This is a genomic window from Stenotrophobium rhamnosiphilum (genome assembly GCF_003052265.1).
GTDB lineage: Bacteria > Pseudomonadota > Gammaproteobacteria > Nevskiales > Nevskiaceae > Stenotrophobium > Stenotrophobium rhamnosiphilum.
The window spans coordinates 171075-190919 of sequence record NZ_QANS01000002.1; the positions used below are offsets into that span (position 1 = coordinate 171075).

Sequence of the window (19845 nt, forward strand, 5' to 3'; positions counted from 1 at the left end):
TTCATTTGCTAGGGAAAACCCCAGCAAGAAACTTATCAATCTCACCATTCACAACAGCTGGCGATTCCAACGCAGCCAAATGCCCAATACGCGGCAACACAACAAACTGGCTATTAGGAATCGCATCTGCCATCGCCTTGGTTTCAAGTACAGGAAAAGTACGATCTTCTTCGCCCGCCAACACCAGCACGGGACACTTGATAGCTTGCAACTGCGTGTGACGATCCGTTCGATATGGAACGACACTACGAATCGCCCAATGCACTGATCGCGGATCAACCTCTGAAACAGTGTCACGAATAAATTTCACAACGTCTGGTTTAGTTTTCTCAGTCGTTTCCCCAGCAAAAGCACTTACTGCACGCTGCGCCATAAACATCGGGAATTTATTGCAGCGACGAAGCACCGCAGTCATCGCTAGAAATTCCAGCTTCTGTGACCAGCCCACAGCAGACGCCGTGCAATTCATCAGAACTGCAGCGCGTGCGCGCTCGGGATAAAGCGCAGCGAAAACGCCGCCCATCATTCCGCCCCAGGAATTGCCTAGCAAAACACAATCCTTAATTTCTAAGGCATCAAGAATCTGAACGAGGCAATGCGCGCAATCGTCCATCGTGAAATGTCGATTCAAGGCTTCACTCGCACCGTGCCCAGGAGAATCAATCATCACCACACGATAGCGATCAGAAAAATACTCGGCCTGTGCACGCCACATTTCACCGTTCATTAATAAGCTCGGCCAACAAAGCATTGCAGGACCGCTTCCGGACACTTGAACGTTGATAATGCCAAGCGTGGTATCAATACGATGCGTAACCATGGTCAGCATTGTTTACACCAAGTAAATTTTTAGTTTTGCGATTATGCCGACCAAACGCAAAAAAGGCGCCTTTCGGCGCCTTCTTTGTATTCCACTCAATTTTAAATCAAGGCGTTATCTTGGTCTTGTCGACCGCAGCACACGCGGTAGTCACATTTACCGAAGACAGCGCGCTCACCAAGCCGGTGCTAAAAGTAACTCTAAGAGCATCGAAAGGCTTGGTTGTTGGAAGCGTCACATATGCACCACCGCCTGCACCTAGTCCAAGCAATGTGATGTCAAGCAACGGTGGCAACGGAATCAAGCCACCAGCTACGTAAGGAATGCTGGTTTCCTGAACCACACCACCCAACAGCGTCGTTACGCGAATTTCGGCGTTCAGAACATTTGCCGACAGCAGTGCGCCGGAAGGATCTGTAACGCGGAAACCTGCATTGCCACCAGCAGCGAACGGAGCGGCTGCGTTGCTGTTAACGGTCAACGAGATCTCGTTGGTTGGCAAGCCTACGCCCAGGAAGGCGTTCAGCACTGCAACATTGGTCGGATCCGCATCGATAACGTTGTCTGGCGCATTCACACCGCAAATCAAGCAGAGCGGACCTGTTACAGCCGTTGCAGTCGTTGCCGCAGGCGTGTTCTGGTTGCTCAACGGCGTGGTGCAAGCTGCATCAACAACAGTCAACGAACCGGTTGCAGAGTTCTTGGTCGGATCTGTCAGCGTTGAAGCGTCTTTCAAGGTGGCAGTGATTGTTGCCACGCCCACTTTAAGACCCGTTGCCGTTTCTTTTGTAACGTCGGTTGCATGATCAGCGATTGAAGCGATGCCACCAGCCGAAACCGTCCAATTGATGTCTGCGTTAGGAACAGGATGAGGCAAGCCATCACCATAAATACCAATCAGCTGAAAATCCTGCGTTTGATCTTTAGCTATCGCAGCAGAAGGCGGCGTCAGCTTCGTACTCTGCAAGCTCTTCAAGGCCACATCATTATTGATAGTGAACGTGCCTGAATCAGATGCAATGTCATCGCCGTTAGCATTATCCGCCGAGTTCGCGGTGATCGCGCATGTGCCCGTCGTCGCCACAGCTTTCGCCACAGTTGAGGTGCCAGTTGTTGGCGCAATGGTTGCTACCGTATCGGCACAGACTTTCGTCCAAGTAATCGAAGCCGGAACGAGAGTAAAGGCCAAACCATCACTACCGACGCCGGCGACCGTGAATGTCACCGTGCCATTCTGTGCGACTGGAGGCGGTGACTTCGGGCTGACCACGATGTGGTCCAAAACAACTGGCGTTACGGGGATTGAGATAGTGGCAACGTTGGCCGTGCCTTCAAGACCCTGAACCGTTCCCTTAACAACAACAGTGCCAACACCCGGACCAGCGGTAAATAAGCCAGTGTTAGGATCGATGCTGCCATTGCCGGAATTATCAACGCTCCAAACAACGCTACCGATGTCTTTATCGCAAGGCTGGAGGAGAAGTGTAGTGCCATTGACCGGCGTGCTGACTACACCTGGATCAGTAACCTTTGTTCCCGGAGGAGTAGTGCAAAGACCTGAAGCCGTAAATTGGATTTTATCGCCAACCGCAATCTGGCCACTCGATCTTGGTTTGACCGGTACGCCTGTGATCGTAATCGTCTTCAACACCGACGAAAAATCAGGGCTTTGAGTGCTGCAGCCGGTCAGCATGATCAGGACAAGTGCGATCACGCCTGTGAGTAAACGAAACATTTTCATTTGTGTGTTCCTCGAGAAACTTTTTTTGAATTGCCGCGTAAGACAACCAGCTTTAAGGGCTTGTGTGAGTATATCGACATTGTTTGAGCAATGGTATTCTAATCCAGTGGGTATGTAGAAGAATATTTTGTATCATGGCCCATCGGCCGGTTATGATCCTGCCACGATTCCGTTGTGCATCTTTGCGATGTCCGTCACGGTATGTAGCGGTGTTGGTTTGATCGAATACGCTGTAACGTCTACGCTCAAGGGGAACCTGCAAATGATAAGAAGTAAAATACTGGCCGCATTTTTTGCGCTGTGGGCCGTCACTACCGTTGCACATGCGGGTGATGATTACGACAAGCGTTGGTATATCTCACCTACGATCGGCGCCGTACTGTCCGACCAGAGCGATCTAGATAGCGGCCCAATGGGTCAGATTTCGGTGGGTCGCTCACTGGCGAACTACCAGGGTTTTGAATTCGAAGGTGGCTATAGCAGCCTGACCGTGGGTCATCTGCCTGCCAAGAACAAGTACAACCGCGTCGTAGGCGGTGTGAACTTGATCCAATACCTTGCTCCGGAATCTTGGACGTTCCGTCCATACTTGCTTGGCAATCTTAACTATCACTCGATTAGCTTCCTTGGCGAACGCCAAGGTGGCGTGGGCTATGGCTTAGGTGCAGGTGCATTTGTGCGTCTGTCGCAGGCCATTGATCTGCGCTTTGACGCCCGCTACAACACCGATATGATTCGTGATCGCGGCGGCGTTCTGCAGAAGACCAACTTCTACGTTGTGACCGCAGGCGTTGGCGCACGCATCAAGTTTGGCGCTGACCCATCGGATAGCGATGGCGACGGCGTTCCAAATGACCGCGATAAATGCCCTAACACGCCTAAAGGTGTTGCCGTCAATGCTGATGGCTGCCCACCGGATAGCGATGGCGACGGCGTTCCTGACTACCTCGACAAGTGCCCACGTACGGCTCCTGGCGTAGTGGTTAATGCCGATGGTTGCCCAGCTGATAGCGATGGCGACGGCGTTCCTGATTACCTCGACAAGTGCCCGAACACCGCTAGAGGCGTTCAGGTTGGCGCTGACGGTTGCCCATTGGATTCCGATGGCGACGGCGTTCCTGACTACCTCGACAAGTGCCCGAACACGCCACGCGGTACGCCAGTAAATGGCGACGGCTGCCCGTTCACGGATAGCGATGGTGACGGCATTCCTGACTACCTCGACAAGTGCCCTAATACGGCCAAGGGCCAGAAGGTTGGTCCAGATGGTTGCCCACTCGACAGCGATGGCGACGGCATCCCAGATGATCAGGACGAGTGCCCGAACACGCCAGCTGGCGCCAAGGTACTTCCAAACGGTTGCGCACTGAAAGGTGATTGCCGCCGTCCACGTCCAGGTGAACAGGTTGACGAACACGGATGCGCGCTTGAGCACAACTTCATCCTTAAGGGTGTGAAGTTTGAGTTCGACTCCGACCGTCTGACCGCAGCTGCTAAGGAAATCCTGAATCAGGTTGCCGAAACGCTGAAGGCCTATCCAGAAGTTAACGTCGAAGTTCAGGGGCACACCGACTACATCGGTACCGACGCCTACAACCTCGGCCTGTCTGAGAAGCGTGCGATTGCTGTGAAGGTCTATCTGGGTGGCAAGGGCGTTCAAACCCAGCGCCTCAGCCCAGTTGGCTACGGCAAGACCCGCCCAATCGACACCAACGAAACCGAAGCCGGCCGCGAAAACAACCGCCGCGTTGAGCTGAAAGTTCTCGAGTAATTAGTACGTAGTAACTAAAAGCCCCGCTGGAGCAATCCAGCGGGGCTTTTCTTTTTATGTACAGGATGTACGGTACCTACGCGGGCACATGGATGCGCAGGAGCGGAGGTGTTTGTGCAGAGATGCTCTGCCCATATGCGCGTGCATGGAGCGACGCGGTCGGCGGATTAGATGAACTCCGACAACAGCATGCGCAGGAACGGGATTCTCACCCCGTTCTCAGGTCTCGCTAGTTGGCGAGAACCCCACTCCTGCGCATCCTGCGCCCGTGGAGTACGTCCATCCTGTACATAAAAAAGCGGCGCATGCCTACGCATACGCCGCTTTTTATTAACTTCTAGCGAAGAGCTTTAAGCGTCCGGCTTAACCTGTACCAGCAACTGACGCCCCTTCACCTGATCACCAGCCTTCACGCTAACTGTTTCAATAACGCCCGATACAGGTGTCGTCAGCTGGAATTCCATCTTCATCGCTTCCAACACCACCAGCGTCGTGCCCTTCTCGACTTTCTGACCCGCTTCCACGTGCACTGCAACAATCTTGCCGTCGCTGTTAGCGAGGATGCGTCCATCAGCGCCTGCGGCCACCGCTTGCGCAGGAGCGAGTGAGGTGTCGGTATAGCAATGCGTTGTGCCTTCTGCGGTCAACCAGACTGCATCGCCGTGATGCGCGATGACTGCTTTGCCCTGCACGCCTTCTACGATGTAATGGAATTCATGTGGCAACGAACGTGCGACATTGATCTCAATCTTGCTACCTGCAATCTCGATCGAGAACTGATGTCCATCATGAACCAAAACTTCTAGATCATATTCCTGATCGCGCCACTTCAATTTGAATTCGGCTGGCGCTTCATGCGAGCTGTGCCAACCAATAAATTCTGACGATAGATTATTTTCTTCTGCGAGTTTCTGCGCGTCATCGAGATACAGCGCAACTACCGCGAGCGCAACGTGACGTGACGATGGCTTCGCCGCAGAGACCTGTTCCTGTGGAAAGTACTTGCCGATAAATGCGGTACTGAAATCGCCTGAAGCGAACGCTTCGTTTGCCAGAATTGCCGACAAATAATCTTTGTTATTGACCACGCCAAGGAAGCTGGTTTGTTCCAGCGCCTTGAGCAAACGCGTGCGCGCGGTTTCACGATCTTCGCCCCAAGCAATCACCTTGGCCTGCATCGAATCGTAGAACGGGCTAATCGTTGCGCCGGTAGTCAGATAGGTATCGACACGCACGCCGTCGCCCTGCGGCGCGCTCCACGAGAGAACAGGCCCAGTCTGCGGCATGTAGTTGTCGCGTGGATCTTCGGCGCAAAGGCGAACTTCAATCGCCCAACCCTTGCGCTTGGCTGATACCTGCTCCTGCGTCAGCGGCAAAGGTTCGCCTTGCGCAACACGAAGCTGCCATTCAACAAGATCGACGCCGTAAACCAATTCAGTAACAGGATGCTCAACCTGCAAGCGCGTGTTCATTTCTAGAAAATAGAACTGGCCATCGCGTGCAAGCATGAACTCAACCGTGCCAGCACCAACGTAGTTCACCGCCTTAGCGGCGGCAACCGCAGCAGCACCCATTTTCACGCGCAGCGCTTCATCAACCGCAGGTGATGGTGCTTCTTCAACAACCTTTTGGTTGCGACGTTGCACGGAGCAATCACGCTCACCAAAGTGAATGACGTTGCCATGACGATCGCCAAAGATCTGGATTTCGACGTGACGTGCATCCATCACTGCCTTTTCAATCAGCAACTGACCAGAACCGAAAGCGTTGGTCGCTTCTGAACGTGCAGACTGAATGTTGGCAAGTAGTTCGTTCGCTTCATAAACCAAGCGCATACCGCGACCACCACCGCCAGCAGCGGCTTTCACCATCACTGGCAAGCCGGCTTTCTTGGATTCAGCAACCAATGTTTCATCAGCCTGATCATCGCCCTGATAGCCCGGCACGCAAGGCACATTCGCCGCAATCATGCGGATCTTGGACGCGCTCTTGTTGCCCATCGCTTCAATCGAATGCGGATCTGGACCAATGAAAATCAGGCCAGCGTCCTGCACTGCTTTAGCAAAGGCTTCGCGTTCAGACAAAAAACCGTAGCCAGGGTGAATAGCCTGTGCGCCGGAAAGCTTGGCCGCCGCAAGAATGTTCTCAATCAACAAGTAAGAATCTTTGGCAGGAGATGGGCCAATACGAACAGCTTCGTCTGCCTCGAGCACGTGCATGCTGTCTTTATCGGCGTCGCTGTACACAGCAACGGTTTGATAACCCGCCTTCTTAGCGCCGCGAATAACGCGGACAGCGATTTCGCCACGGTTGGCGACCAGAACTTTAGTAAAACGCTTGCTCATCATGATTTCTCGATTAATCGTTTGAACTGTTCGCTATCGCGAAACTAGTTTCCGCCCGCCCATTTAGGCGCACGTTTCTGCATGAATGCTGTAATACCTTCTGGCGCCTCTGTTCCACGTACGCATGCCGCAAATTTCTGTGCGGCGTCGTCAAGTACAAATTCCATATCTTGATGCGCAACGTTAAGGATGATTTCCTTCGTCACAGCATTAGCATTTGGTGCGCAGTTCAGAATCTGCTTGAGTGTTTCAGCAAGCTTGGTCTGCAATTCTTCTTCCGAAGAAAATGCTTCATGCACGATGCCAAGACGCTGTGCCTCCAAACCACGGAACTGTGCACCTGTTAGACAAAGCTTGCGCGCTTGCGTAAGGCCAATTCGCTCAACAACGAACGGTGCAATTTGCGCAGGTGGCAAACCGCGAGTGGTTTCTGGCAGACCAAATTTGGCATCGACGTGCGCAAAAGCAATGTCCGATACGCAGGCAAAACCGAAACCACCACCCAGCACCGCACCTTCACAGATCGCAATCACGACCGCAGGGAGTTTTGTGACCTTGCGTAGCAAGCTTCCGAAGCTGCGACTAAAACCAACAATCGGATCGATCTCGCCCGGCACCGGCGGCTTCATTCCACCAGCCATCATTTGTTTCAAATCAGCGCCCGCGCAAAAGTGACCGCCAGCACCGCGCAAGATCACCACGCGAATCGCACGCTCATCAGCCATGGCATCGAACACAGCGTTGAGATCAGCCACCATCGCCAAGCTCATCGCATTGCGCGATTCAGGCCGATTCAAAGTCACCTCGAGCACACCGCGCTCGAGTTTCAACAACAGATTTTCGACTTCAGGCAATGTCATTTGAGTAATCGCCTCAGGCTTTCTTCTTGCCGCCAAAACCAAGGCGCTTGGAGATAATGCCGAGCATGATTTCGTCAGCGCCGCCGCCAATCGCGTGCAAGCGCAGATCGCGATACATCTGCGCGACAAAGTTGTCCCACATGAAGCCCTGACCGCCCCAGAACTGCAGGCAAGCATCAGGCACTTCGCGACCAAGCTTGCCAGCCTTGAGCTTGGCCATTGACGCCATCAACGTCACGTCTTGCCCAGCAAGCATGTCATCAGCAGCGCGATAGATCAGTGCTCGCAACGCTTCAACTTCAGTCTTTAATTCCGACAAACGGAACTGCACGAATTGGTTATCAAGAATGCTTTGACCAAAGGCGTTGCGTTGACGCGTATACGTCGCAGTTTCGCTGATGCAATTGTCCATCGCCTGCACAATGCTGGCCGACAGGAACAAACGCTCTTCTTGGAATTGCTGCATCTGATACGTGAAACCCTTGCCTTCAGAGCCAATCAGATTGCGCGCAGGCACGCGCACGTCATCAAAGAAAATAATCGCTGTGTCGCTGGAGCGCTGGCCCAGTTTGTCGAGCTTGGTGCGACGATCAACTCCCTTGGTGTCGAGAGGCACAACGATCAAACTCTTGTTGCCGTGACGGCCACCCTCAGGTGAATCGCCAGTGTTGCAAAGCACGCAAGCCCAATCAGCCTGTGTACCGTTGGTGATCCACATCTTCTGACCGCTGATCACGTATTCATCGCCTTCGCGACGAGCGGTGGTCTTGATGCCTGCAACGTCTGAACCTGCGCCAGGTTCGCTCACGGCGATCGCAGCAACCATGTCACCGGCGACTGCAGGCTTGAGGAAGTTTTCTTTCAGATAGTCAGAACCGAAACGCGCCAACGCTGGCGTCGCCATATCGGTCTGCACACCAATTGCCATCGGAATACCGCCAACGTTGCAGTGGCCCAAGGCCTCCGCAAACATCAACTGATAACCGTAATCGAGGCCGAGACCGCCGACGCTCTCTGGCTTAGCAATACCGAGCAGACCGAGGTCGCCCATTTTCTTGAACACTTCGCGCGCAGGGAAAATGCCATCGCGTTCCCATTCTTTGGAGTTGGGATTGATCTGTTCTTCGATAAAACGTTTGGTGGTGTCGTAGAGCGACTGATGTTCGTGCGTAATTTGCATAGAGATTCTCTTGCTCAGCTTTTAGAGGCGAGCAACGCCAAAGCTATTAGGGAAGGTTTGACGCGATTTAGCTTCGCGACAAACGGACAGGCACAAGCCCAAAACTTTGCGCGTATCACGCGGGTCGATGAGGCCGTCGTCGAACAGGCGTGCGGTAGCAGCGAAAGAGTGACTTTCCTTGTCGAACTGGGTGACCACCTGATTGCGTAGCGCAGCGAGCATCTTCTCGTCCGTCTCGCTCATCACTTTGCCTTCGGCTTCCCACTTTTGACGCGTGATGATTTCCATCACGCCAGCAGCCTGTTCGCCACCCATTACGGATGTGCGGCTGTTAGGCCAAGCGAAGATGAAGTGCGGACCGAAACCACGTCCACACATGCCGTAGTTACCAGCACCGAAGCTGCCGCCCATGACGATGGTGATCTGCGGAACCGTTGCGTTGGCAACAGCCTGAATCATCTTCGAACCATGCTTGACGATACCGCCCTGCTCGCTCTCCGTGCCCACCATGTAACCGGTGGTGTTCATCAGATAGACGATCGGAATATTCGATTGGCAGCACTGCTGAATAAACTGGCCAGCCTTGGTCGCGCCCTTGGTGGTGATCGGACCGTTGTTGGAAATGATGCCGATCTGGTGACCGTGAATCACAGCGCGTCCGCAGATCGTCTGCTGATCGTATTCGCTCTTGAACTCAAGGAACTCTGAACCGTCAGCGAGACGCGCAATCACTTCACGGCAGTCAACCGGTTTGCGGTAATCCGCAGGAAAAACGCCGCAGATTTCGTCGATGTCGTAGTTCGGCGCACGCACAGGAAGCAGATCAAGTTTGGGACGCGAGGCATTCCAGTTGAGGTTCTTCATGATGTCGCGAGCGATACGAATACCGTCGGCATCGTTCTCAGCGAGGAACTCCGAAGTACCTGCAATCTGCGAGTGCATTTCTGCGCCGCCCAGATCTTCGTCATTCGCTACTTCACCCGTTGCTGCCTTCAACAAAGGAGGGCCAGCCAAAAACACTTTGGCGCGCTTACGGATCATCACCACGAAATCCGACAGGCCCGGCATGTATGCACCACCTGCCGTCGACGAACCGTGCACGATGGTGATCTGCGGAATACCAGCTGCCGAGAGACGGCACTGGTTGGCGAAAGTCTTGCCGCCAGGGATAAACACTTCAGCCTGATACAAGAGGTTCGCGCCGCCGGATTCAATCATCGCGACGATTGGCAGTTTCTGCTGAAGCGCGATCTCTTGGATGCGCAGACCTTTCTGCACGCCCCAAGGCGTCATCGTGCCGCCTTTGATCGCGGAGTTGGAGGCGCTGATGATGCAGCGCACGCCAGAGACATAGCCGATACCGATGATGTTGTTACCGCCAGCCAGCGAGCCGTCCTTGTCGTCGTGCATTTTGTAGCCGCACAAGGTCGACAGCTCCAACCATGGCGAACCACGATCGAGCATCAAGTGAACGCGTTCACGCGGCAGTAACTGCTTGCGCTTATGGAAGCGCTCACGCTTGGATTCTTCCTCAGCACGGCCCTTGGCTTCGACCGCGCGCCAGTCCGCGATGTGCTTGAGCATGCCCTCACGGTTTTGCTGGAACTGTGGGCTGTTGGTATCTACCTTAGACTCGAAGACAGGCATGGTTTCCTTGCCGCTGACGGCGATGGATGACAGATTGAGACCTTCATCCTACTTCGAAAATCACAAGAAGTGAAGTACAATTCATTCCTTGAACCGAGACTCACTTCATGGCCTACCGCCGTTCAGCACTGATGGAGGAACGACTTGCGAGCAATCGCGAGCGCATCCTTGCGGCCGCGCGCCGCTTGATTGCTGAAGGTGGTTATCGTGAGGCGCAGATTGCGGCAGTAGCCGCAGAAGCGGGCATGTCTACCGGCATGATTTACCGGTATTTTCGTTCTAAGGCCGACCTCTTCATTGAGGTCATGACAGCGGCCATCGCGCGTGAGCTTGAGCTTCTGAACGAGATCGCCGAGGGCCCCGGCACTGCCAAGGCGCGGCTGTACGCCGCCGTGGAATCCTTCACCCGGCGCGCACTAACTGGCCCCAACCTCGCCTACGCCTTTATCGCTGAGCCAGCTGAGCCCGAAGTCGATATCGCGCGTATCCGTGTGCGTCAGCAGTTGGGCAACGTTTTCAAAGCCATCCTTAAGGAAGGCATCACGGGCGGTGAATTCCCTGCGCAAGACATGGATGCCAGCGCGGCCTGCATCGTCGGCGCCTACACCGAAGCGCTGGTAGGGCCGATTGCCCCGAAGGGCCAACGGGTGAAGGACCAGGAGCGTCTCATCCAGTCCATCTGTGACTTCTGCGTACGTGCAGTGAGTCAGCCCATCAACCCTTCAGGCAAGCGCTAACTGTCCTTGACAGCCTTCGGCTTAAAGGCGCGATGAAAGCCTTCGAAGGGCTTGGACTTCTTGTGATCCAACAACGGGAACACACGTGCGTTACGAGAAGACGCGCCATCAATATTGACGCAAGTGCCACTGATGTAAGCCGCGCCCGGTGACAGCAAGAACACAATCGCCGCACTGACTTCCGCCTCTTCACCCATGCGCTTGGCTGGCGATGCGCCTGCAAGCTTGGGAATCACTTCCGTCGCAAAAGAAGGATCGTAATGATCCATGCCGCTACTGGCGATCCAGCCCGGCGCCACTGCATTCACGCGCACGCCCGCAGAGCCCCACTCCACCGACGCGGTCTCAGTGAAGTTGAGCATGCCCGCACGTGCTGCGCCGCTATGGCCCATGCCCGGCATACCGCCCCACATATCCGCAACCATATTCACGATCGAGCCGCCTTGCTTCTTCATGCACTGCGTGAACACTTCACGCGCCATCAAGAAACCGCCGGTGAGGTTGTTGGCGACTACAGCCTCCCAACCCTTCTTGGAAATCATCGACAGCGGCGAAGGAAACTGCCCGCCTGCATTGTTGACCAAGCCGTGGATCTGCCCATGATCAGCCAACATCTGCTTCACCGACGCCTTCACGACGTCTTCTTCGCGAATATCGAAGGCATAGCCAAATGCCTGACCACCGTCTTCGTGAATCTCAGCAATGACCTTGTCGAGTTTCTCCTGCTTGCGCCCCGTGATCAGCACCTTGGCGCCCAAGCTTGCCAACTCATGCGCAGTGCAACGACCAATACCCGACCCGCCACCCGTCACAACAATGGTCTGCCCTTCAAAAAGTTTGTCTCTAAACACAGAGCGGTAAGTCATACGGATATTTCCTTGTAGTAAGTTCGCTAATTGAAATTAGTTACGGGTATTGCGATTATCGAGCGTCAGCGCAGTGCCATAAAAAAGCGAGTGTTTTTAGCACTTGATCAAAAGGCACGCAATTTTCGTATGGATCACGCAAGGAACGAAATGTCCGATAGCAAGCAGGATTTTGCCGCGCTCACCACATTCAGAGCCATAGGCGCGCTGTGCGTGATCCAATTTCATGCTTGGGCCATGGTTTCACCAGCGTGGTCTGAAAGCTGGCTGTTTATGGGCTTTGTGCTATGGCCCGATTATTTTTTTGCGCTCAGCGGCTTCATTCTGATGCACGTCTACGGCAAAACGCTGTTTAAGCGCAAAGACAGTCTGTACAACTTTTTCGTCCATCGCATTGCCCGCATTTATCCGTTGCATGTTTTCGTATTGCTGGCGTTGATTGTGTTTGAATCGCTGCGATGGCTGGCAAAACATAATGGCGTCGATGTCAGCATCGGTGGAGAGCCATTCCTACACGGCACTCATCCCAAATACATCATCACCAACCTCTTGCTGATTCAGGCATGGGGTGTTCAGCACATGAACTCCTGGAACGTCCCAGCGTGGAGCATCAGCGCAGAATTTGCCTGCTATTTGGTGTTCCCAATATTCATTCGCTACAACCTGATCGGACGCAAAGTCACCGCGTCACTGCTGGTTCTTTTGGCGATTGGCGGACTGATCCTTATACAAGCAACGCGTCGCGATTTCGATGTGACTTATAGCTTGGGCGCCGTTCGCGCACTCAGCTCGTTCACGCTGGGCTGTGTGCTGTATCAGTATCTGCCGACGCTATTGAAGGGTCTGTCATTTATCCCGCCAGCGCTCTTGCAAGGCATCACGCTGATTGCTGTCGTAGTGGCATACAAGGTCAACGCTTTACCGCTGATCTACATTCCACTCTGGCTGCTGCTGATCGCAAGTTTTACCTACGAAAACACTTGGATCGCACGCTCGCTATCGTGGGGGCCAATGGTGCAGTTGGGCGAAATGTCATATTCGCTTTACATGGTTCACGTGCTTGTTCTTGTAAACGTCATCCTCGCAAAAACTGCTACGCCCAATCTATTCAATGCCTTTATCGCGTGGCCTCCCGTTCTGATCTTGTTTGCGCTGTGGGGCGCAACAATTTTCATCTCGATATTCACTTACAAATACATAGAAAAACCGGGACGCGCCTTTGTGCGTAGAAAATTTGATCGCAAGGCCAAAGCCTCATAAACGAGGCTTTGGCGTGTTTGAAAAAACCGGATAGCGATCTTTGTACGCGTTAAAGCGATCCTCGATCAGAATCTTGGATAGCGCTGCGAGACTAAGAATCACGATCCAGTAAATGACATTGATCGACAGGCTGTCTTCGCTTAAATGTCGCCCGCGCGAGGTAGCGATCATCCCTTCGACTGGCACATGAATCATGTAAAGGCCGTAGCTGATGCCACCTAGATAGACCAGCACCGGCGTCGACAACATCCGTGCAAACATGCCCTTCGGAAATGCCACGACAAAACCGACGATGGCAAAATAAATCAGCGCCATTCCTAAAGTGCCCTTCAGCACAAAATTTTTAATTATGTCGGACTCGACCACCACGCCATTCCAAAGAACCGGAAATATCTGCATGAAAAGCGGCACCATCGTGCAGAGTCCAATTGCAAAAGACACTGCTAGGATGAGAAGAACCAATGACCGGCGTTTAGCTTGGATATTGCCGTCAGCTTGATGCAGCCATTGCGACAAGGGCACTAGCAACAAACCCAGCGCAAGTCCTTGCATACGCGTCCCTAACAGATTCGGGACAAAGTCTGCGTAGAGCAAAAACTGGCTCAGTGCCAGTGCGGCAATCACAATCAGAAAAATGCCGCGCGCACGTGTACCGAACATCCAAAGCAGTATGGGTAGCAGCAGATAAAACTGTTCTTCAACGGCAATCGACCAGCTGTGACTGAACCATGGGATGTAATGCCACATCATGTTGTTCCAGCTCACACCCGGATGAATATATCCCCCTGTGAATTGCAAAAACACAAGCGATTGCATGAACGATTTGAACGACATATGCAATTCAGGCGACAGCAGCGTCCATAGGGTCACGACCGCGAGCATCAGGTAATAGACCGGCCAGATACGCAATATGCGTCGTATCCAGAAATTCTTTAGCGACAATGTGCCTTCTGAAATTCCACGATAGAGAATCGTGCCAATCAGGAAACCCGAAAGCACAAAGAACATGTCGACGAAGGTCCAGGCCCAGAACATAAAGGGTGACGTCGGATTAACGTGGAAAGCCGTAACACCGACCGCCGCAATGCCACGCATGCCATCAAACGGCAGCATCCGCCGCCCGGGAGAGGTAGACCCTTTGTTCAACACAGAAGCGCTCCAGAAATAAGGCCAAATGACGAACACGCAAACACTGCGTACTCGTCCCTGAGCGCCGCCTAGAGACTTGATTATCCCGTAATTTTTGGCGTTGGTCGTTAATGCATGATCCACTACGAGCAGTGCACAACTACTAAAATCTCTTCGGGTTTTCACTTCCATTTATGAGGCTTTCCAGAGGTGATCACACTGGCGGTGCTCACCCCGATCCCCCACATGCCTCTTCAATAAATTGCCTAGCTATTTGTACGAATTTTCTCTGTCTTCCTTGCGCCAATTGATAGTTGAAGCAGGCCATGCAAGCATAGGCAAACGACGCAAGATCATAGAAGCAGGACGCCCTTCAGAGGCCCTCTTCAACTAGCGCCAATTAATTCAATAGCCAAGTGCGCCAGGGAAGGAATGTCAGCCGCGAAACAGGATTTTGCCGCACTCACATCGATGAGAGGCATTGGCGCCATTTGCGTCGTTCAGCTCCACGCTTGGTATTGGACTATTCCAGCATGGCCTAGAAGTTGGCTGTACGAAGACTTCGTAATGTGGCCCGACTACTTCTTTATCCTTAGCGGCTTCATTTTGATGCACGTCTATGGCAAGAGCCTGCTTGCAAAAGAAGGCAGCCTCTACAAGTTTTTCGTCCACCGCATGGCGCGAATTTATCCGCTGCATGTTTTTGTACTACTACTTCTTATCGGCATCGAAGGCATCCGATGGGCCGCTTTTCATCTAGGCGCGGGCCCTGACGATCGCATCTTCCAAGGGCCGACCAATCCCAAGTACATCATCACCAATCTGTTGCTGATCCAAGCTTGGGGCGTCCAGAGCATCAACTCTTGGAATATTTCTGCTTGGAGCATCAGCGCGGAATTTGCGTGCTATCTGATATTCCCTGTCTTCATCCGCTATCAACTCGTCCAACGCAAGCTGCCGCTCGCTTTGCTCCTCCTCGCCTCCGTTGCCGGACTGATCTGGATCCAAATCATTTGCTATAGCTTTGACGTCACCCACGATTACGGCGTCATACGTGCATTTTGCTCGTTCACCATCGGCTGCGCCTTGTATCAGTACCGCGCGGCGATACTCCGGCGCTTGGCCTTTATTCCGCCGACGCTACTGCAAGGCGGCGTCATCGCTGCGGTGATCGCTTCATATGCCATCAACATCACCCCAGTGTTCTACATTCCGCTATGGATTCTGCTGATTCTCAGCCTGACCTATGAGGAAACCCCAATCGCCAAGGCCATGGCGTGGAAGCCACTGGTCGAGCTGGGGGAAATGTCGTATTCGATCTACATGATGCACATCGTCATCCTGTACCAGTTGGTCCTAGCAAAAGCGCTGGCACCCGATATGTTCGAGGCCTTCCTTTCCTGGCCGCCGGTACTTATGCTGCTTGCTATCGAAGCTGCGGTAATCGGGGTGTCCGTGCTGACTTACCGTTACGTCGAGAAACCGGGTCGCAGCTATATGCGTAAGCGATTTACTCCTAGCAAGCGGACCACAGAAAAAGTTGCGGATGCCTACTCCTAACAGCAAATCTTCCTTAGTACTGGCTGTTGATCTAGACGGTTCTCTGATCAAAACCGATCTACTTTGGGAATCAGCAACGCGGTATTTAGCTTCGAATCCATTGCGAGCATTTTTGCTGCCAGGGATGCTTCGTAGCGGACGTGCGCAACTAAAATCCACGCTCGTTGAAAACACTCAGCTTGATGTCACCACGCTGCCCTATCGTCAGGATGTTTTGGATTGGCTGCGCGCTGAAAAAGCAAAAGGCCGCCGTCTCGTATTGGCAACGGCATCTGATCACCGCTTGGCCACAGCGATCTCTGAGCACTTGGGAATCTTCGACGAAGTGCTCGCCACCAATGGCACGATCAACCTCAGCGGAGAAGCCAAACGCGAAGCCTTGGTCAGCCGTTACGGGGAACGTGGCTTTGATTATGTTGGCAACGATCACATCGATCTCAAGGTCTGGAAAAGCGCGCAAAACGCAATCATCGTTTCGCCGCCAAAAGGTCTCGCCGAGAAAGCCGCAAAGATCGCGACTGTTGAGCACATCTTTGAAGACGTAAAACCGAATACGTTTGCACTGTGGGCACGTGCATTACGCTTGCATCAATGGTTGAAGAATTTACTGGTCTTCATTCCACTGGCCGCCGCGCATCGCTTCAGTGAAATTGATCTGATATCGCAAAGCTTATTAGCGTTCATCGCGTTTGGTCTTTGCGCATCCAGCGTCTATCTCTTGAACGATCTCATCGATTCGCAAGACGACCGACAGCATCGCAGCAAACGCAATCGTCCTTTTGCCAGCGGCGATCTTTCGATATTGCATGGTTGGTTCGCAGTGCCCATCCCGTTATTGATCGCGGTGGCAATCACCTTAACGTCCTTGTCTGAACACTTTGCCTTGGCCTTGCTGTGTTACTACGGTCTTACGCTGGCTTACACCTTCAAACTAAAGCGAGTACTGCTACTTGATGTCGTGACACTTGCCGGGCTTTATACGCTCAGAATCATTGCAGGCGCTTTTGCAATTGGTGTTCCGCTCTCGTTCTGGCTGCTCAGTTTTTCGATGTTCATTTTCATGAGCATCGCGTTGATCAAGCGTTACACCGAATTGCTAGACGCGCGCCAACGCGGCGTCAGCACAATGCTGGGGCGTGGTTATCGGCCAGATGATTTGCAAATGGTCGCGTCGCTGGGCGCAGCAGCAGGCTATCTCTCCGTGCTGGTTCTTGCGCTCTATATTCAGGATCCCGTTTCGCTCACGCTCTATCGTTCACCGCAATGGATCTGGGGCGCCTGCCCTATCCTGCTGTATTGGGTGAGTCGCAGTTGGATGCTGGCTCATCGCGGACAAATGCACGATGACCCGATGGTCTTCGCATTCAAAGATCGCGTTAGTTTGATTTGCGGCGCGTTGTTCATGCTTGCCTTTGCGATGGCACGCTAAGCAGTGAAAAACGCAACGCTGGTTTCAACGTATTTGGTTTTTGCGTTGGCCGCGACTGTCGTCAATCTAGGCAGCCAGATGCTCAGCATCGCTTGCTACACGGGACTCTACGCAGTTCCCGTCTCCATGATTATCGGGACAGCCGCCGGGCTATTACTGAAATACATTCTGGATAAGCGTTACATCTTCAAAGTAGAAACCAAAAATCTTGCGCATGATGGAATTCTGTTTGCGCTGTACACCGGCATGGGACTCATAACCACGGCAATATTCTGGTCTGTTGAATATGCGTTTCACCTGATCTTCAGCGATGACAAGATGCGCTATCTTGGCGGCGCACTCGGACTCGCCATCGGCTATGTCTTGAAGTACCAACTCGACAAGCGATACGTGTTTCAGCAGGCAGCCGCGAAATGAACCTGCATGGCTGGGGTCGTTATCCGATCGTTGACGCGCAAGTAACGCAAGTTCAGCGTGAAGCATCGGCGCTACAGCTACTTGAAAACGCGCAAAGCAAACAACAGGTGCTGACTCCACGCGGTTTAGGTCGCAGCTATGGTGATAGCTCGCTTGGCGATCATGTCATCGACTTTTCACTGCAGAATCGATTGATCAATTTCAATCAAGAATCCGGTTTACTGGAGTGCGAAGCTGGCACTTCACTGCGCGACATCCTGAATGTGTTCATCCCCAAAGGATGGTTTCTACCGGTAACACCCGGCACGCAGTTCGTCACGGTTGGCGGGGCGATTGCTAGCGACGTTCATGGGAAAAACCATCATCTAGATGGCAGCTTTAGCCAGTACATCGAATCGTTTCGAATCCTGACGGGCACTAACGAAGTTCTAGAATGTTCTGCTGATCAGCGTCCGGATTTGTTTCGCGCGACGTGCGGCGGCATGGGACTTACGGGTTTGATTTTGACAGCCAAGTTGAGACTGCGGCCAATCAAATCAAGCGACATTTTGTGCCGCTCGATCCGTGCAGAAAATCTTGAACAGCTGATCGCGCTTTTCGATGAACACGTAGACTCGCCGTATTCTGTCGCTTGGATTGATTGTCTTAAAGGTGGCGCACATCTAGGGCGTTCAATCCTGATGCTTGGCGAACATGCAGAGGATGGCCCGCTGCAAGTTGCAGGTGATGCGGGCTTGACGATTCCCAAACTATTTCCCGGCGAACTGCTGAACCACACAACCATCAGCGCCTTCAACACGCTCTACTACCATCGCTCACCTAAAACGATGGCAGCGCAGCGCATGTCTTATCGCCCTTATTTTTATCCGCTCGATAGCCTGAACGACTGGAACCGCATGTATGGCCGCAAAGGCTTTGTGCAGTATCAGTTCATGATTCCTAAAACATCGGGTGCCAACTCGATGAGAAAGATCATTGAGGCGATTGCAGCCAGTGGTAAAGGCTCTTTCTTGGCCGTGCTGAAAACCTTTGGGCCCGGCAATAACAACGATCTGTCATTCCCCGGCGAAGGCTGGACACTGGCATTGGATTTTCGCTTCGACGACGGCGTTCTTGAATTGCTGGATCGATTAGACGAAATGGTTCTTGATGTTGGCGGCCGTGTTTACCTCACCAAAGACGCTCGCTTGAAAGCACAAAGCTTTCGTCGCGCTTATCCCAATTGGGAAAAATTTGAAGCTACTCGCGCACGCTATGGCGCGCATGGTCGCTTTGCTTCTGCACAGTCATTGCGACTGGGACTCTTATGAAACGCATATTAATTATTGGCGCCACTTCTGCGATTGCTGAAGCCACTGCTCGTGTCTTTGCAGCACGTGGAGACGCTCTCGTACTCGCAGGTCGCGACACTCAACAGCTAAGCCGCATTGCTGACGATCTCAAAATTCGAGGCGCTGCTCAGGCAAACACGCTTGAACTGGATGCCAACGATTTTGCAAAGCATGAATCAGCGATTCAACAGGCCACCGATCATCTTGGCGGTCTTGATATCGCACTGATCGCGCATGGAACGCTGAGCAATCAAAGCGACTGCGAAAAAGATTTTTCACTCGCACTGAAAGAACTGAACTCAAACGCGATTAGCGTTATGTCCTTGCTCACCGTGCTCGCTAATCGCATGCAAGCACAGAAGTCAGGTCAGTTAGCCGTTATTGGATCTGTCGCTGGTGATCGCGGACGTCCATCCAACTATGTGTACGGAACCGCCAAGGCTGCCGTTGCGACTTTCTGCGAAGGCCTACGCGCGCGACTCTATTCGCACAATGTGAATGTGCTTTTAATCAAGCCCGGCTTTGTCGATACACCGATGACTGCCGCTTTCAAGAAAGGCCCGCTGTGGGCCAAGCCTGACTTGATTGCGAAATTGATTGTTCGCGCACTAGATCGCCGCGCGGCTATTATCTACACGCCGTCGTTCTGGGCCCTGATCATGCTGATTATTCGCTCAATCCCTCGACCCATATTCGTACGTTTGAAATTGTGATCCGATCACTGCGATCGGCTTGAACTCATTACGTTTCGAG

16 protein-coding genes are annotated in these 19845 nt (G+C 52.9%); 8 read left to right on the plus strand and 8 right to left on the minus strand.

The genetic code is table 11. From position 1 onward, the window contains the following. Position 1: 1 nt before the first annotated feature. Together CJD38_RS04675 and CJD38_RS04680 are read right to left on the minus strand one after the other, a co-directional pair. Positions 2 to 820, minus strand: a complete 819-nt coding sequence (locus tag CJD38_RS04675; protein ID WP_107939697.1) for an alpha/beta fold hydrolase — start codon at positions 818 to 820, stop codon at positions 2 to 4. Positions 821 to 926: 106 nt separating this feature from the next. Continuing rightward, on the minus strand, positions 927 to 2561 hold the full coding sequence (locus CJD38_RS04680; RefSeq protein WP_107939167.1) for a hypothetical protein: 1635 nt from the start codon (positions 2559 to 2561) through the stop codon (positions 927 to 929). A 262-nt stretch (positions 2562 to 2823) separates the two neighbouring features. Between CJD38_RS04680 and CJD38_RS18760 the strand changes: the two genes are divergently transcribed. Next, complete coding sequence (locus CJD38_RS18760) at positions 2824 to 4332, plus strand: OmpA family protein (protein WP_107939698.1); 1509 nt, start codon at positions 2824 to 2826, stop codon at positions 4330 to 4332. A gap of 350 nt (positions 4333 to 4682) precedes the next feature. Here CJD38_RS18760 and CJD38_RS04690 read toward each other — a convergent pair whose 3' ends face one another. From CJD38_RS04690 to CJD38_RS04705, 4 genes are read right to left on the minus strand one after another with little or no spacing between them, the layout of a single operon-like run. Next, complete coding sequence (locus CJD38_RS04690; RefSeq protein WP_107939168.1) at positions 4683 to 6677, minus strand: acetyl-CoA carboxylase biotin carboxylase subunit; 1995 nt, start codon at positions 6675 to 6677, stop codon at positions 4683 to 4685. Positions 6678 to 6721: 44 nt separating this feature from the next. Beyond that, positions 6722 to 7537 (minus strand): enoyl-CoA hydratase/isomerase family protein, encoded by an 816-nt coding sequence (locus CJD38_RS04695; RefSeq protein WP_107939169.1) that lies wholly within the window; start codon positions 7535 to 7537, stop codon positions 6722 to 6724. 13 nt (positions 7538 to 7550) lie between these two features. After that, positions 7551 to 8717 carry an acyl-CoA dehydrogenase family protein gene (locus CJD38_RS04700; protein WP_107939170.1) on the minus strand — a complete coding sequence of 389 codons (1167 nt, stop codon included), beginning with the start codon at positions 8715 to 8717 and terminating at the stop codon, positions 7551 to 7553. Positions 8718 to 8738: 21 nt separating this feature from the next. Further along, on the minus strand, positions 8739 to 10364 hold the full coding sequence (locus CJD38_RS04705; RefSeq protein ID WP_107939171.1) for an acyl-CoA carboxylase subunit beta: 1626 nt from the start codon (positions 10362 to 10364) through the stop codon (positions 8739 to 8741). Positions 10365 to 10471: 107 nt separating this feature from the next. Here CJD38_RS04705 and CJD38_RS04710 point away from each other — a divergent pair, with 107 nt between their 5' ends. Next, positions 10472 to 11101, plus strand: a complete 630-nt coding sequence (locus CJD38_RS04710; RefSeq protein WP_107939172.1) for a TetR/AcrR family transcriptional regulator — start codon at positions 10472 to 10474, stop codon at positions 11099 to 11101. Here CJD38_RS04710 and CJD38_RS04715 read toward each other — a convergent pair. Beyond that, a complete protein-coding gene (locus CJD38_RS04715) occupies positions 11098 to 11967 on the minus strand; it encodes an SDR family oxidoreductase (protein WP_107939173.1) in 870 nt (289 codons plus the stop codon). The genes CJD38_RS04710 and CJD38_RS04715 overlap by 4 nt on opposite strands. Positions 11968 to 12117: 150 nt before the next feature. Here CJD38_RS04715 and CJD38_RS04720 point away from each other — a divergent pair, with 150 nt between their 5' ends. Continuing rightward, the gene (locus CJD38_RS04720; RefSeq protein WP_161554167.1) at positions 12118 to 13227 is read left to right on the plus strand and encodes an acyltransferase family protein; all 1110 of its coding nucleotides are present in this window, start codon (positions 12118 to 12120) and stop codon (positions 13225 to 13227) included. Here the strand turns inward: CJD38_RS04720 and CJD38_RS04725 are convergent. Beyond that, positions 13222 to 14376, minus strand: a complete 1155-nt coding sequence (locus CJD38_RS04725) for an acyltransferase family protein (protein WP_161554168.1) — start codon at positions 14374 to 14376, stop codon at positions 13222 to 13224. The genes CJD38_RS04720 and CJD38_RS04725 overlap by 6 nt on opposite strands. A 411-nt stretch (positions 14377 to 14787) precedes the next feature. On the opposite strand from CJD38_RS04725, the gene CJD38_RS04730 reads away from it, so the two are divergent. The 5 genes from CJD38_RS04730 to CJD38_RS04750 are packed head-to-tail and all read left to right on the plus strand — an operon-like array spanning position 14788 to position 19805. After that, complete coding sequence (locus tag CJD38_RS04730; RefSeq protein ID WP_107939176.1) at positions 14788 to 15915, plus strand: acyltransferase family protein; 1128 nt, start codon at positions 14788 to 14790, stop codon at positions 15913 to 15915. Further along, on the plus strand, positions 15902 to 17344 hold the full coding sequence (locus tag CJD38_RS04735; protein ID WP_107939177.1) for a UbiA family prenyltransferase: 1443 nt from the start codon (positions 15902 to 15904) through the stop codon (positions 17342 to 17344). Before CJD38_RS04730 ends, CJD38_RS04735 begins: the two co-directional genes overlap by 14 nt. Positions 17345 to 17347: 3 nt before the next feature. Next, on the plus strand, positions 17348 to 17761 hold the full coding sequence (locus CJD38_RS04740) for a GtrA family protein (protein ID WP_107939178.1): 414 nt from the start codon (positions 17348 to 17350) through the stop codon (positions 17759 to 17761). Beyond that, complete coding sequence (locus CJD38_RS04745; protein ID WP_107939179.1) at positions 17758 to 19071, plus strand: FAD-binding oxidoreductase; 1314 nt, start codon at positions 17758 to 17760, stop codon at positions 19069 to 19071. The genes CJD38_RS04740 and CJD38_RS04745 overlap by 4 nt, the downstream gene beginning before the upstream one ends. Beyond that, complete coding sequence (locus tag CJD38_RS04750; protein WP_107939180.1) at positions 19068 to 19805, plus strand: SDR family oxidoreductase; 738 nt, start codon at positions 19068 to 19070, stop codon at positions 19803 to 19805. Before CJD38_RS04745 ends, CJD38_RS04750 begins: the two co-directional genes overlap by 4 nt. Positions 19806 to 19845 lie beyond the last annotated feature (40 nt).

Excerpts from the sequence above, each read along its gene's own strand:
- CJD38_RS04675 (WP_107939697.1), bottom strand. The coding sequence starts at position 820 with ATGGTTACGCATCGTATTGATACCACGCTTGGCATTATCAACGTTCAA.
- CJD38_RS04730 (WP_107939176.1), top strand. The coding sequence starts at position 14,788 with ATGTCAGCCGCGAAACAGGATTTTGCCGCACTCACATCGATGAGAGGC.
- CJD38_RS04745 (WP_107939179.1), top strand. The coding sequence starts at position 17,758 with ATGAACCTGCATGGCTGGGGTCGTTATCCGATCGTTGACGCGCAAGTA.
- CJD38_RS04695 (WP_107939169.1), bottom strand. The coding sequence starts at position 7,537 with ATGACATTGCCTGAAGTCGAAAATCTGTTGTTGAAACTCGAGCGCGGT.
- CJD38_RS04710 (WP_107939172.1), top strand. The coding sequence starts at position 10,472 with ATGGCCTACCGCCGTTCAGCACTGATGGAGGAACGACTTGCGAGCAAT.
- CJD38_RS18760 (WP_107939698.1), top strand. The coding sequence starts at position 2,824 with ATGATAAGAAGTAAAATACTGGCCGCATTTTTTGCGCTGTGGGCCGTC.
- CJD38_RS04680 (WP_107939167.1), bottom strand. The coding sequence starts at position 2,561 with ATGAAAATGTTTCGTTTACTCACAGGCGTGATCGCACTTGTCCTGATC.
- CJD38_RS04700 (WP_107939170.1), bottom strand. The coding sequence starts at position 8,717 with ATGCAAATTACGCACGAACATCAGTCGCTCTACGACACCACCAAACGT.
- CJD38_RS04705 (WP_107939171.1), bottom strand. The coding sequence starts at position 10,364 with ATGCCTGTCTTCGAGTCTAAGGTAGATACCAACAGCCCACAGTTCCAG.
- CJD38_RS04690 (WP_107939168.1), bottom strand. The coding sequence starts at position 6,677 with ATGAGCAAGCGTTTTACTAAAGTTCTGGTCGCCAACCGTGGCGAAATC.
- CJD38_RS04750 (WP_107939180.1), top strand. The coding sequence starts at position 19,068 with ATGAAACGCATATTAATTATTGGCGCCACTTCTGCGATTGCTGAAGCC.
- CJD38_RS04720 (WP_161554167.1), top strand. The coding sequence starts at position 12,118 with ATGTCCGATAGCAAGCAGGATTTTGCCGCGCTCACCACATTCAGAGCC.
- CJD38_RS04715 (WP_107939173.1), bottom strand. The coding sequence starts at position 11,967 with ATGACTTACCGCTCTGTGTTTAGAGACAAACTTTTTGAAGGGCAGACC.
- CJD38_RS04735 (WP_107939177.1), top strand. The coding sequence starts at position 15,902 with ATGCCTACTCCTAACAGCAAATCTTCCTTAGTACTGGCTGTTGATCTA.